The organism is Specibacter cremeus, assembly GCF_003946885.1.
Taxonomy (GTDB): Bacteria; Actinomycetota; Actinomycetes; order Actinomycetales; family Micrococcaceae; genus Specibacter; species Specibacter cremeus.
The window spans coordinates 51216-63872 of sequence record NZ_RWKQ01000011.1 but is presented as its reverse complement, the minus strand read 5'-3'; the positions used below and the strand labels follow the sequence as shown (position 1 = coordinate 63872).

Genomic DNA, 12657 nt, shown 5'->3' with positions numbered 1-12657 from the left:
GAAGGGATAAGTCTCGATGAGTGATGCGAGCCAGTTGCCGCCGCCCGTGTTGGCAGTCGATAATCTCCGGGTCGCCTATGGCGCGAGGGTCGCCGTTGGCGGTGTCAGTTTTCGCATTGATCGCGGGGAGATCTTCGGACTGCTCGGACCCAATGGGGCGGGTAAGACGAGCACGCTCAGCGCTATTGAAGGGTTGGTGAAGCCGAAGTCGGGGCGATCGCTGATCGATGGCATCGACACGGTGCAGCATCCGTTGGAGGCAAAAGCCCGCCTGGGGGTCCAGCTGCAATCCTCCAGCTTCCAGGCCGAGTTGAGCATTGAACAGATCGCGAAACTCTATGCGGGCTTGTACGGGGTGCACCTTTCTCGTGAGCAGATCGACGCGAGCATGCGCACGATCGGACTCGACGCGGAACTGGGCAAACGGTTCAAACAGTTATCCGGCGGCCAGCAACAACGGATGGCGTTATATATCGCGACAATCCACGAGCCGCTCCTCCTCCTGCTGGACGAACCGACTGCGGGGTTGGACCCGCAGTCGCGACGCGCACTGTGGCAGCGGATCGAGCAGGCGCGAGGCGCGGGACGCAGCATCCTTCTGACCACCCACTCGATGGAGGAAGCCCAAGCGGTGTGCGATCGCGTGGCGATCATCGACCATGGTGCCCTGCTGACCACCGGAACCCCGGCAGAGTTGATCGAGAAACACAAAGACGATCCGCGAGTGCTGGAAGTCGCCCATGGCCCAGTCACCCTGGAAGACGTTTTCATCGGACTGACGGGAAGTGAGATCCGTGATTGATCCACAGAGTGACACCGTCCGTCCGCCGCTGGGTCTGGCGATGCGTTCGCTGCTCCGTGCCGACGCCATCGTTCTGCTCCGAAACAGGGTTTCAGCGACCTTGAGCATCCTCCTTCCGATCGTCATCGTGGTGGCCACCAGCCTCGGCGCCCGCACCGCACGTCTCGGCGGAGCGGAGTTGACCATCGGCCTGGCTTTGACCATTGGCCTGATCACGTCCTGTGTCCTGGGCTACAGCCTGAACCTCGCGCACGACAGAGAGGTCGGCGTGCTGCAACGACTCCGAGTCACCCCGGCACCGACCTGGATGATCATGACCAGTCGACTCTGCGTCCAAGTGGTCACCAACCTGATCGCGTCCATTGTCGTTGTCATCGTCGGCGTGATCGTGCACGGGCTGACACCCACCGTCGGTCAGTACGCTCTCGTGCTCGCCGTCGCCGTCCTCGGCGCAGCGGTGTTCTTGGCAATCGGGCAAGCCCTCGTCGGGCTGGTCCCATCCACCAGCGCCGTCAACGCGATCGGCCGCGTCCTCTTCATCATCCTGGTGCTCCTCGGCATCATCGGCAGCACTGGAATCCTCGGCGACACGGTGAAGTCGATTTCCGGCTGGTCACCTGTGGGAGCCCTCATGACCCTCTTCTCGGATGTGCTGGGCGGGGCAGCGTGGAACAATCAGGACATCTATTCGCTGCTTGCCTGCGCCGGGTACATCATCGGGTTCGCCTTCATCGGAATCCGCTGGTTCCGATGGGAAACCCGGTAGCTTGCACAGGCACACGAACTCTTCCCGTTCAAGGTTGCCGTATCGACGACGACGCGCTTATGGTCCCAGGCGTCATGGTCTCGAATCGTGATCTGCTCCCAGTTGGGCTTGGTGAACCCGGGGTCGCAGGATGCCGAGTTGCGCGTCGCCGGTTGTGTGCGCATCCTCGTCGACCACGAAGAGCCCGGCCGGATCGCGGCTTGCCTCGATTGGGTTGCAGGCCTCGACTACCTCCGCCCCGGCGACGTAGGCTTGGCACCGTCGCCGGTCGCGGACGCCGTCGGTGGTCCACGGGCGCACGAGGCCGGCTACAACAATTGCCTGACGACCACTTGAAGGAGGCTTGAGCACGATGTTCACGAAGAAGGGTGACGCGGCCGTTCTCACCAAACTCAGTGAAGCCCCCGCACAGTACCGGGAGATTGGAGAACGCCTGCATAGCATCATCCGGGAGAGCGCGCCCTCGTTAGAGCCGATCGTGCGCTGGGGACTCCCGTTCTATGTGAAGGACGGCAAGGACATCTGCTACATCAAACCGGATAAGGACTTCATCGCGTTCGGCTTTGGCGAAGTGGTGAACCCCGCACGTGAGGAGGGCGCCCACATGCACCCGGTCGCGTGGACCATCACCTCGCTGGATGCTGCGACGGAGGCCAAGATTCGCGCGCTCGTCGAGAAAGCGGTTGCCTGACACGGACCCGTGCAACGGTGTGGGTGCCGGCCGTGTTCAGGGCGAGCAGGTGCCGGCGTTTGACCGTGGAGAGCTTTGGCTGTTTTCCGCGCGCTTCCCTCTTGGCTTGGCGATCGTTGACCGCGCGGCCCAGGTGTCCCACAGGCCGTTCGGCTTACGGCCACGGTGCGCGGAGCAGTCCACCGGCCCAAGCCCGGGCGTAGGCTGTCGGCCTGAGCGACCCGGAAGATTCGGCCGAACCGTTGCAAATGCTGCCGGCGGGAATGTCAAGGTGGTACGCCGAGTACAAGTCGGCAGACCTGGTCTCAGCGCCTCCGCCAACCAATGTCGGCGGATATGGCGAGTTGCTCAACCATTTCCACGCAAGAGGCCACCTGTTGCCGCAAACGGAAGAAGGTCTTGCCGCCATTGATGACCTCATCAACAGCGCCGTCGACATCGATTTGCTGGCAGAGCTTGCCCGACCGATCGGCATGTTCTATGGCGATGTTCTCACACACACCATTCCCGGGGCGTACTGGGAGGTGATCAAGGACGGATATCCCCGGGTACGGGTCACCAGAACCTTTGCGGTCGATGTCGTCCGAGTCGCAAATAGACGCCTTGCAATCGCGGACCCCACCCTCGTGCAAAACTATGCCTACGTCCTCGGAATAGTCAGGCATGATGCGTAGCAGGACTTCAGTCCGTTCAGCGTTCGGCTATTGGGCCTGGTCAGAGCCGTCGACGTTGACTGACGCTCTTGGCGAGGGAGTGTTGGCAGTCCGTTAGAGTACTCGAATGACCAACGTGCTCTACCCACGTGCTCTCGCTCCGGGCGATCGGATTGCGGTACCTGCTCCGTCGATGGGCGTGCCCCCAGGTCTGCACGCCCGGCTTGATAGGGCGATTAGCGATCTGCAGTTACGCGGCTTCGATGTCGAGGCTGTCGACCAGGAACAGGCCGGGCACCAGGAGGATGACGAGGTACGCGACGATGGTGCCCGAGACCGTGACGAGTTTGCCGATGAAATAGCCGCGCATCCCGTTCGGGATGGCCTTGGCGCGCAGTAAGGTGCCATCCTCGCGGTCGGCGGCCAGGTATTGGACCGACAGCAGCATGCCCAGGGCGATGAACATGCCGAGCACGCCGGGCAGCACCAACGTGCCGAGGGTGAAGCCGCCGGTGCGTGTCCCGCGCAGGACGACGACGGCCGCCAGCGTCGCGACCGGCCAGAACAGCTGCCCGACCAGCGCCATGCGGGTGAATGACTGGCGCAGTTCCACGAACCCCTGGGTGATGCCCGCCCGCACGGCCACGGTCGCGGGTCTCATGGCGCCGCCTCCTGCGGTCCGCCGGATCCGGCGCTGGATTCGGAACTGGTTTCGGCGCGGTGCACCAGCGCCAGGTAGGCGTCCTCGAAGGCTGGCCCGACGGATGTCCAGGTCGCCGATGGCCGCACCGTGCCGGGCGAACAGGTCGCGGACGAACCCGGTGGCATCCGTCGTCGCCTGCCGGCAGCGTCCGCCGGCAACGGTCCAGCGCACCTCATCCTCACCAGCCAGCCGCCGGGCCAGTTCCCCGGCCGTGCCGTCGGCGACGATCCGCCCGCCGTCGGGCACGATCATGCGCTCGGCCAGCTGCTCCGCCTCGGCCAGGTTGTGCGTGGCGAGCAGCACCGTCGTCTCCTGGTCGCGGGCCAGGGTGCGGACCAGGTCGTGAAAGTCACGCCGGGCGACCGGGTCGAAGCCGGCCGTGGGATCGTCCAGAAACAGGACGTCGGGCCGGCCTACGATGCCGATGGCCACGTCGAGCCGCCGTCGCTGACCGCCCGAGAGCCGGCCGATCCGCTGCCCGGCCTGGGCGGTGAGCCCCACGGCCGCGACGAGCTCGGCCGCGTCCCACGGCGGCCCAGTGCCCTCCGAAGAACAATCCGTGCCCTCCGAGGCCCAACCGGCATAGTAGGAGCCGAGATGGGCGAGCAGTTCCTGCACACGCCACTTGCCGTGATCGCGCCAGGACTGCAGGACGATGCCCGCCCTCGCCCGCCACCGTTCAGTGGCGCGGGCCGGATCGGTGCCCAGCACGGCGACCCGGCCGACCGAGCGCAGCCTGAACCCCTGGAGGATTTCAATGGTGGTCGACTTGCCGGCGCCATTCGGGCCGAGCAGGGCCAGGATTTCCCCGGGGTGCGCCTGGAAGGTCACGTCCCGCAGGACGTCGGCGGCGCCGTAGCGCATGCGCAGCCCGTCTACCATGATCGCCACGTCTATTTCGGCAGGCATCGTTCCACCATCAATCTGTCAGCCTTAACTGACAGATATGGCAACCGAAGATCTTCCCACCCACCTGCAATCGGCCGACCCGGGCACGGGGCTCCGCGCGGTCGGGGCGCTACGCCGCCTGGCCGAAAGGGTGGAGGCGGCCCAGGTCGACGCCGCCCGGCGCCAGGGCTGGTCCTGGGAACAGATCGGCGATGCCCTGGGCGTCAGCCGGCAATCCATCCACGCCGAATACGGAAAGGCCGGCAATGTTTGACCGACTCTCACCGGCGGCCCGCGACGTCATCACCGCCGGTACGGACGAGGCCTATCGTTGCGGCGATCGCCGCCTGGGTACCGACCACCTGCTGCTCGGCCTGTTCCACGACCCCGCCACCGCCGCACTGATCGGCGTGGACCTACAACGCGCGCGGGCCGAATCCGGAGCACTCGACCGGCAGGCGCTCGCCGCCATCGGCGTCAACCTCGGCGCATCCGAACCGGCGGCCCCGGCGCGTGCCGGCCGGCACGCGCCGCTCACCTCCGGGGTCAGGGCGGTCATCCCGCGCGCCCTCGACCTGGCGGCCGCTGAGGCGGCGCGCCGGGTGGAGCCGCGGCACCTGTTGTTGGCGCTCCTCGAACGGGCGGAACCCGACCCCGCGGCCGTGCTGCTGGCCGCGCTGGGCTTGGACCGGGCCGGGCTGCGCGCCAGGGCCGCCATGGCCTGAGCGCGGACCCGATTCCCGCCGGGGCCATTTTCACATTCACCGGGGTCGTAGTGAAGTATTGACACATGACGCCACCGCAGCAGGGCCCGCCGGCCATGACCGGCGGCAGCGACCAGTATGTGCCGTTTGCGTTGCGGGTGGCGGGTTCCTGGGCCTGGCGGATGGGGCTGGTCCTCATCGCCGCCGGCATGCTCGTCTGGCTCCTGTCCCACCTGACGTTGCTTATCATCCCGCTCATGGTCGCGGCCCTGCTGGCAGCGCTGCTTCGCCCGGTCACCGGGTGGATGATCCGGCGCCGGGTGCCGCGCGGCCTGGCGGTCGCCATCACCGAGGTGGGGCTCATCGTCGTCGTGCTCGGGGCCCTGTTCCTGGTGGGGCGGCAAGTGGTGGCCGGCATGTCGGACCTGGGCCAGCAGGCGATCAAGGGCCTGCTGAAGATCCAGGACTGGCTCACGAACGGGCCGCTGGGACTGAGCACCGACCAGATCACCAAGTACCTCAACGACGTGCTGGACAACCTGCAGCACAACAGCGGCGCGATCCTGTCCAAGGTGCTCACGTTCGGCACCGGGTTCGGGGAATTCGGCGCCGGCCTGCTGCTGACCCTGTTCATCCTGATCTTCTTCCTGCTCGAGGGGGAGCGGATCTGGCAGTTCGCGGTGCGGCTCTTCCCTCGCCTGGCCCGCCCCGCCGTCGACGGCGCGGGCCGGCGCGGGTGGACGTCACTGGGCCAGTATGTGCGTGTGCAGATCCTTGTCGCCGGCGTGGACGCCGTCGGCATCGGCGTCGGCGCCGCCATCATCCAGGTGCCGCTCGCCCTGCCTTTGGCCGTGCTCGTGTTCCTCGGCTCCTTCATCCCGGTCGTCGGCGCGCTCGTCACCGGCGCCGTTGCCGTGCTGCTGGCGCTCGTGGCCAACGGCTGGGTCAACGCCCTCATCATGCTGGCCATCGTGCTCGCCGTCCAGCAGCTCGAGAGCCACCTGCTGCAGCCGTTCATCATGGGCCGGGCCGTGAAACTGCACCCGGTCGCCGTCGTCCTGGCCGTCGCCGCCGGCTCCGCCGTGGCCGGCATCCTGGGCGCCCTGTTCGCGGTGCCCGTGCTGGCCGTGGCGAACTCGTCGGTCAGGTACATCGCCACCCGCGGCTGGGACGACGACCCGACCCTGGCCGGGCTGCACGGCCGGGACCCCGCGGACGCGCCCGACGCAGGTGAACCGCCGTCGTCCATCACACCAGCCCCCGCCGAAGACCGCGCCCCGACACCCACCGGGGCCAAGCAGAAAGAGAATGAACAGTGAACCCCAGCCAGGAACTTCCCGTCACCCTCGCCGACGTCCAGTCCGCGCGTGAGTTGCTCGCCGGGATTACCGAGGTGACGCCCATCGAGAGTTCCCGGGCGCTGGGGCGGATCACCGGCTCGGACGTGTTCTTCAAATGCGAGAACCTGCAGCGAGCCGGTTCGTTCAAGGTGCGCGGCGCATACACGCGCATGGCCCGGCTCAGCGCGGAGGAGCGCGCCCGCGGCGTGGTGGCCGCCTCCGCCGGCAATCACGCCCAGGGCGTGGCCGTGGCCGCGAAGTCGCTGGGCATCGCCGCCCGCATCTACATGCCGGTGGGCGTGGCGCTGCCGAAGCTGGCCGCCACCCGCGGGCATGGCGCCGAGGTGGTGCTGCACGGCAACAACGTCGACGAGTCGCTGGCCGAGGCGCAGCGGTACGCGGACGAGACCGGGGCCGTGTTCGTACACCCGTTCGACAACGTGGACGTCGTGGCCGGGCAGGGCACCATCGGCCTGGAGATCCTGGACCAGATCCCCAACGTCGACACCATCCTGATGGGGGTCGGCGGCGGCGGGCTGCTGGCCGGCGTCTCGGTCGCCGTCAAGGCCCGGGCCAAGGAGCTGGGCCGGGAGATCCGGATCATCGGCGTGCAGGCCGAGAACGCCGCCGCTTACCCGCCCTCGCTGGCCGCGGACGCCCTGGTGCCGCTGAAGAAGGTGTCCACCATGGCCGACGGCATCGCCGTGGGCCGGCCGGGCCAGCTGCCGTTCTCCATCATCCGCGAACTGGTCGACGACGTGGTGACGGTCAGCGAGGATGCGCTCGCCCGGGCGCTGATCTTCCTGCTGGAGCGGGCCAAGATGGTGGTGGAGCCGGCCGGCGCGGTGGGCGTGGCCGCCCTCATGGAGGGCAAGGTTGAGAACCCGGGCACCACGGCGGTGATCCTCTCCGGCGGCAATATCGACCCGATGCTCATGTTGAAGGTCATCCAGCGCGGCCTGGCCGCCGCGGGCCGGTTCATGACGATCCGCATGATGCTCGACGACCGGCCCGGCTCGCTGGCCACCATCTCCCGCATCATCGCCGAGAACGACGCGAACGTCACGGGCGTGGACCACACGCGCGTGGGCGGCTCCATCAGCATGGGCGACGTGTCGATCACGGTGAACTTGGAGACAAAGGGCCACGAGCACTGCGAACTGGTGCTGACGGCCCTGCGCGCCGAGGGCTTCCAGCCGATCGTGGTGCATTAAGCACAAAACTGGTGGACGGTAGTTGCTGGGAATGCGTGGATTTTCAGCAACTACCGTCCACCAGTTGGGTGGCTAGCCCTTGTACGGGGTGGCCGCGAGGACCTCCACGTGGATGGTCTTGCCATTCGGGGCGACGTAGCTGAGCGTGTCGCCGACCTTGTGGCCGTGGATGGCCGCGCCCAGCGGGGACTTCTCGCTGAACACGTCCAGGTCGGTGCCGCCACCGACCTCGCGGCTGCCCAGCAGGAACGTCGTCTCGTCGCCGGCGATCGTGGCCGTGACCAGCATGCCGGGTTCGACGATGCCGTCGTCGGCGGGGGACTCGCCCACCTGGGCGTTGCGCAGCAGCTCGGTGAGCTGGCGGATGCGGGCCTCGATCTTGCCCTGTTCGTCCTTGGCCGCGTGGTAGCCGCCGTTTTCCTTCAGGTCACCCTCGGACCGGGCCTGCTCGATGCGCTTGACGATTTCGGCGCGACCCGGACCGGACAGCTGCTCCAGTTCGGCGGCAAGGCGATCGTAGGCGTCCTGGGTCAGCCACGCGGCGCTGTTGGTTGTAGTCACGTTCTTCTCCTTGAGCGTACTAACATGCAAAGACCCCGCTGGCTGCATGCAACGGCTCTGCACGCGACCTGGCGGGGCGAGGGTATTAAGTCAGTTTAGCAAGAGGGCGGTGCAACCCGCCAACCGACGGGAATCATCCCGGATGGACCACCCAGCAGTTGTCGACGACGCCGGTCACGGCGAGCGAGTCGGTGCGCACGTCGGCGCGGAGTATTGTCGTTTTCCCGTTGTTGGAGCCGGTCGCGGTGCCGTTCGGTCCGATCGTGACGGTCTTCCACCCCACCACCGCGTACGCCGCGTTCATGGCCTTGACGTCGCAGGCGGCCGTCGCGCCGGCGTCCTTCGTGACCTCGAAGTCGACGTGCGTCATGGTCGAATCCAGCACCGTGTAGCCGACGTCCTTGAACTGCACGCTCGGCCCCTGCCGGCCCACCGCCAGCCACGTGACGAACGCGAGCGCCAGCACGGCAATGACGACGGCGGTGAGCACCTTGGTGCGCTTGCCGAACGCGCGCTTGGGTGCCCCGTACCGATTGGTTAAGCTGGTAGCTGCAGGAGAGTCAGAAACAGTCACGTGGTCCACAGGGTCGAAGGTCGTCTCAGGGGTGTCGTGGCCCGGCCGATGCCGGTCCCTGACCACAAGTTTAGCGTTGAATTGAGCAAAGGAAGGTGCGTTCGTGGCTGCTGAGAAGGTGCACGCGTCGACAAGCCTGCGGCTGCTGGCCGTGCACGCCCACCCGGATGACGAGTCGAGCAAGGGCGCGGCCATGATGGCCGGGTATGCGGCCCAGGGTGTGGAGGTGCTGGTCGCCACGTGCACGGGCGGTGAGCGCGGCGGCATCCAGAACCCGGCGATGGCGTCCAACGCCCACGCCGCCCGGGACATGGGCGGGGCGCGCCGGCACGAGATGGCGGCCGCCGCGGCCATCCTCGGCGTCGAACAGCGGTGGCTCGGCTTCCAGGACTCCGGCCTGCCCGAGGGCAACCCGCTGCCCGCCCTGCCGGCCGGCTGTTTCGCGACCCTGCCGCTGGAGATCGCCGCCGCCCCGCTGGTCCGGCTGGTGCGCCGGTTCAGGCCGCACGTGATCGTCGCCTATGACGAGAATGGCGGTTACCCGCACCCGGATCACATCATGGCGCACAAGGTGGCCGTGGAGGCGTTCCGGGCCGCCGGTGACGCCGCCTGCTACGAGGGCCTGGGTGAGCCGTGGGAGCCGTCGAAGCTGTACTACGATCTGGCCTTCAACCCGCAGCGCTTCCGCGCCCTGCACTTCGCGCTGGAGGAGGCCGGCATCGCCTCGCCGTACGCCGAACGGCTGGCCGCCTGGCTTGAATCCGATTCCGAGGGCCACACGTCGCCGGCCGGATCCCATCCGGCCACCACGCAGGTCGACTGCGGCGACTTCATCGAGCAGCGCGAGGCCGCCCTGCGCGCCCATGCCACCCAGGTGGACCCGGACGGCTTCTTCTTCGCGGTCAGCCCGGCCATGCAACGCAAGGTGTGGCCGTGGGAGGATTTCTCCCTGATCGAATCCCGGATCCCCACGACGTTGCCGGAAAACGACCTGTTCGCTGGCCTACGATAGAGACGGGGCCACGCCCGCACCGGACCACGGGGACAAAACGAAAGACGCAACTGTGCACACCTTGATACTGCTCGCCGCCACCACTCCTCCCGTGCAGCCGGAACCGACGCTGCGGCCCGGCCTGACGGCCGACCAGGTGGGTCCCGGGTTCCTCGGCTTCCTGGTCACCTTCGGGATCGTCGTGGTCATGTTCTTCCTGATCCGCGACATGATCAAACGCAACCGCCGGGTCCGGTACCGTGCCCAGGTCGCCGAGCAGGAGCAGGCCGCCGTGGAGCGGGCAGCCGAGCAGGAGCGGGCAGCCCGGGACGCGGCCACGCCCGCCGGTGACGGCGACGCGGGGGCGCCCGGCGACCAGTCCGCCGGCGACGCCCCGGCGGACACGCCCTCGACCCCGGCCCAGTAGACCGGACGCCCGTCATGAACCGGTTGGCCGGCGAGCCCAGCGCATACCTGCGCCAGCATGCCGCCAACCCGGTCGACTGGCAGCCCTGGGGTGCGGCGGCGTTCGCCGAGGCGGCGGAGCGCGACGTTCCCGTGTTCCTGTCGATCGGTTACGCCGCCTGCCACTGGTGCCATGTCATGGCGCACGAGTCGTTCGAGGACCCGGCCACGGCCGCCGCCCTGAACGCGCATTTCGTGGCCATCAAGGTCGACCGTGAGGAGCGCCCCGACGTCGACGCCGTCTACATGGACGCCACGCAGGCGCTCAGCGGCCAGGGCGGCTGGCCCATGAGCGTGTTCCTGCTCCCGGACGGGCGCGCCTTCCACGCCGGAACCTACTTCCCGCCGCGCCCGGCACCCGGCCGCCCGTCGTTCCGGCAGGTGCTTGAGGCGGTCGCGGACGCGTGGACGCGGCGGCGGCCCGCGGTCGAGGCCAACGCCGCGGCGTTGGCCGACGCGCTGGCCCGCCCCGATTGGCCGGTGGCACCGGGGAACGTGGTCGTGACGGACGACGACGGCGGCCCCGGCTCAGCGGGCGGGGAACCGTGGCTGCCGCTCGCCGACGCGGCGGTGGCCGCCCTGCTGGTGGACGAGGACCCGGTGCACGGCGGGTTCGGCGGCGCGCCGAAGTTCCCGCCGACGCCGGGGCTGGAGTTCCTGCTCCGGCGGGCCGCGCTGCCCGGAGGGGCGGCCGCGCAGGCGCTGGCCGGGCGCACCCTGGCGGCCATGGTGAACTCGGCCGTGTTCGACCAGCTCGGCGGTGGCTTCGCCCGCTACAGCGTCACGGCCGACTGGTCCGAACCGCACTACGAGAAGATGCTCTACGACAATGCGGCGTTGCTGCGGGTGCTGGCCCACTGGCTGCGGCTGCCCGACCACCAGGCGTTCCCGGCCGTCGACGCCCGGCGGGCATTGGCCGCCACGGCCGATTGGCTGTTCCGCGAGCTGCTGCTGCCCGGGGGCGGCTACGCGTCGTCGCTGGACGCCGACACGGTGATCGACGGCGTCCACCACGAGGGCGCCACCTACACGTGGATACGGGCGGAGGCCGGGGAGCCGGTGGCCGCGCTCATGCACCTGCCGGCGGACGGCTCGCCGGGCCCGCTGCACCCCGGCCGGGCGTTGACCGCCGGGGAGCGTGCCGCGTGGGAGGCGGCGGCGCCGCGCCTGTGGGCGCTGCGGCGGGGGCGCCCGGCGCCGGCCCGGGACGAGAAGGTCGTGGCCGGCTGGAACGGGATGCTGCTCGCCGCCCTGGCCGACGCCGCCGCCACGGCGGGCGAACCGCGGTACGTGCGCGCCGCCGTCGACCTTGCCGGCTACCTGCGCGACGTGCACTGGCGCGGCGGCCGGCTGGCGCGCGTGTCGCACGACGGGGCGCCCGGGCGCATGCCCGGCCTGCTCGAGGACCATGCGGCCTGCGCCGACGGGTACTTTGCCCTCTACGCCGCCACGGGGGACGCCCGGTGGTACCGGCTGGCGGAGGAGCTCATCCTGGCCGCCGAGGCGCGGTTCCTGGTAGACGGGGTGCTGCTTGACGGCATCCCCGACGCGGCGACGGACGGCGATGACGGCGGGGCGCTGCTGCGGGCGGCGGGCGGGCCGCGCCGGGCGGATCCGTTCGACAACGCCACGGCCAGTCCGGCCGCGCTGCTGGCCGGGGCGTTCACGACGTACGCGGCGTATTCCGGCTCGACCCGGCACCGGGAGCTGGCCGAATCGTTGCTGGCGCCACTGCCCGCCCTCGTGCCGCGCGGCGTGCGGGCGGCCGGCGGGCTGCTGGCCGTCACACTGGCGTGCGCGGCCGGGCCGCTCGAGGTGGCCGTGGTCGGGGCGGATCCCGAGGCGAGGGCCGCGATGGTGCGGCGGGTCGCCGGGTCCCCGTCGCCCGGGCTGGTGCTGGCCGCCTGGGACGGCGTCGGCGCCGCCCCCGTGCCCCTGCTGGAAGGCCGGGGAACGACGTCCGTGCTGGCACATGTGTGCCGGAACATGGTGTGCGAACGCCCGGTGGGCACGGTGGCGGAACTGGACGCGTTGCTGCGCTAGTGTAGAGGAAGGACCGTGGACGTTCGTGGCTGGCCGTGTCCTGGGCTGGGGATGGCGCCTGATAGTCCTCTTCTGGATGTGGTGGATACGCCGCTGGCGTGCCCAGGTTCGGCAGTAACAATCCAGTGGTTCGCAGGAGCACCCATCACGGGGCTTACGAGGCTGCTGGTGGTTATGGATGCCATCGCCTTTGGCTCCTCGGTCCCAGCCACTCTCCGTCGCCGCTGAGAGGACAGGCACCGGCACCATCGAAAACTTTTCG

Annotated in this window: 15 protein-coding genes; 12 read left to right on the top strand and 3 right to left on the bottom strand. The window is 68.9% G+C overall.

From position 1 onward, the window contains the following. Positions 1-16 precede the first annotated feature (16 nt). The 5 genes from EJC77_RS05955 (at position 17) to EJC77_RS05935 (ending at position 2933) form a co-directional block, all read left to right on the top strand. On the top strand, positions 17-802 hold the full coding sequence (locus tag EJC77_RS05955; RefSeq protein WP_125610656.1) for an ABC transporter ATP-binding protein: 786 nt from the start codon (positions 17-19) through the stop codon (positions 800-802). Beyond that, positions 795-1568: an ABC transporter permease gene (locus tag EJC77_RS05950; RefSeq protein ID WP_125610655.1), complete on the top strand. Its 774-nt coding sequence runs from the start codon at positions 795-797 to the stop codon at positions 1566-1568. Before EJC77_RS05955 ends, EJC77_RS05950 begins: the two co-directional genes overlap by 8 nt. An 87-nt stretch (positions 1569-1655) precedes the next feature. Then, the gene (locus tag EJC77_RS05945) at positions 1656-1904 is read left to right on the top strand and encodes a hypothetical protein (RefSeq protein WP_125610654.1); all 249 of its coding nucleotides are present in this window, start codon (positions 1656-1658) and stop codon (positions 1902-1904) included. A gap of 16 nt (positions 1905-1920) precedes the next feature. Then, complete coding sequence (locus EJC77_RS05940) at positions 1921-2259, top strand: DUF1801 domain-containing protein (RefSeq protein ID WP_125610696.1); 339 nt, start codon at positions 1921-1923, stop codon at positions 2257-2259. A gap of 263 nt (positions 2260-2522) precedes the next feature. Then, positions 2523-2933: a DUF6278 family protein gene (locus tag EJC77_RS05935; RefSeq protein ID WP_125610653.1), complete on the top strand. Its 411-nt coding sequence runs from the start codon at positions 2523-2525 to the stop codon at positions 2931-2933. Between the two features lie 229 nt (positions 2934-3162). Here the strand turns inward: EJC77_RS05935 and EJC77_RS05925 are convergent, their stop codons facing one another. Further along, positions 3163-4524 (bottom strand): ABC transporter ATP-binding protein, encoded by a 1362-nt coding sequence (locus tag EJC77_RS05925; RefSeq protein WP_240629837.1) that lies wholly within the window; start codon positions 4522-4524, stop codon positions 3163-3165. Between the two features lie 37 nt (positions 4525-4561). Between EJC77_RS05925 and EJC77_RS05920 the strand changes: the two genes are divergently transcribed. The 4 genes from EJC77_RS05920 (at position 4562) to ilvA (ending at position 7761) form a co-directional block, all read left to right on the top strand. Next, positions 4562-4777 carry a hypothetical protein gene (locus EJC77_RS05920; protein WP_125610651.1) on the top strand — a complete coding sequence of 72 codons (216 nt, stop codon included), beginning with the start codon at positions 4562-4564 and terminating at the stop codon, positions 4775-4777. Continuing rightward, positions 4770-5228 (top strand): Clp protease N-terminal domain-containing protein, encoded by a 459-nt coding sequence (locus tag EJC77_RS05915; RefSeq protein WP_125610650.1) that lies wholly within the window; start codon positions 4770-4772, stop codon positions 5226-5228. Before EJC77_RS05920 ends, EJC77_RS05915 begins: the two co-directional genes overlap by 8 nt. 65 nt (positions 5229-5293) lie before the next feature. Then, on the top strand, positions 5294-6526 hold the full coding sequence (locus EJC77_RS05910) for an AI-2E family transporter (protein WP_125610649.1): 1233 nt from the start codon (positions 5294-5296) through the stop codon (positions 6524-6526). Beyond that, on the top strand, positions 6523-7761 hold the full coding sequence (gene ilvA, locus EJC77_RS05905) for a threonine ammonia-lyase (protein WP_125610648.1): 1239 nt from the start codon (positions 6523-6525) through the stop codon (positions 7759-7761). The genes EJC77_RS05910 and ilvA overlap by 4 nt, the downstream gene beginning before the upstream one ends. A 72-nt stretch (positions 7762-7833) precedes the next feature. Here ilvA and greA read toward each other — a convergent pair whose 3' ends face one another. Next, entirely contained in the window at positions 7834-8322 is a 489-nt protein-coding gene (gene greA, locus EJC77_RS05900; RefSeq protein ID WP_125610647.1) for a transcription elongation factor GreA, read from the bottom strand. Between the two features lie 133 nt (positions 8323-8455). Then, complete coding sequence (locus EJC77_RS05895; RefSeq protein ID WP_240629836.1) at positions 8456-8896, bottom strand: DUF4307 domain-containing protein; 441 nt, start codon at positions 8894-8896, stop codon at positions 8456-8458. 103 nt (positions 8897-8999) lie between these two features. Here EJC77_RS05895 and mca point away from each other — a divergent pair, with 103 nt between their 5' ends. The 3 genes from mca to EJC77_RS05880 are packed head-to-tail and all read left to right on the top strand — an operon-like array spanning position 9000 to position 12395. Continuing rightward, positions 9000-9908 carry a mycothiol conjugate amidase Mca gene (mca, locus tag EJC77_RS05890; RefSeq protein WP_420820300.1) on the top strand — a complete coding sequence of 303 codons (909 nt, stop codon included), beginning with the start codon at positions 9000-9002 and terminating at the stop codon, positions 9906-9908. Between the two features lie 52 nt (positions 9909-9960). Beyond that, positions 9961-10314: a hypothetical protein gene (locus EJC77_RS05885; RefSeq protein WP_125610645.1), complete on the top strand. Its 354-nt coding sequence runs from the start codon at positions 9961-9963 to the stop codon at positions 10312-10314. 14 nt (positions 10315-10328) lie between these two features. Then, positions 10329-12395 carry a thioredoxin domain-containing protein gene (locus EJC77_RS05880; RefSeq protein WP_125610644.1) on the top strand — a complete coding sequence of 689 codons (2067 nt, stop codon included), beginning with the start codon at positions 10329-10331 and terminating at the stop codon, positions 12393-12395. Positions 12396-12657: the final 262 nt, after the last annotated feature.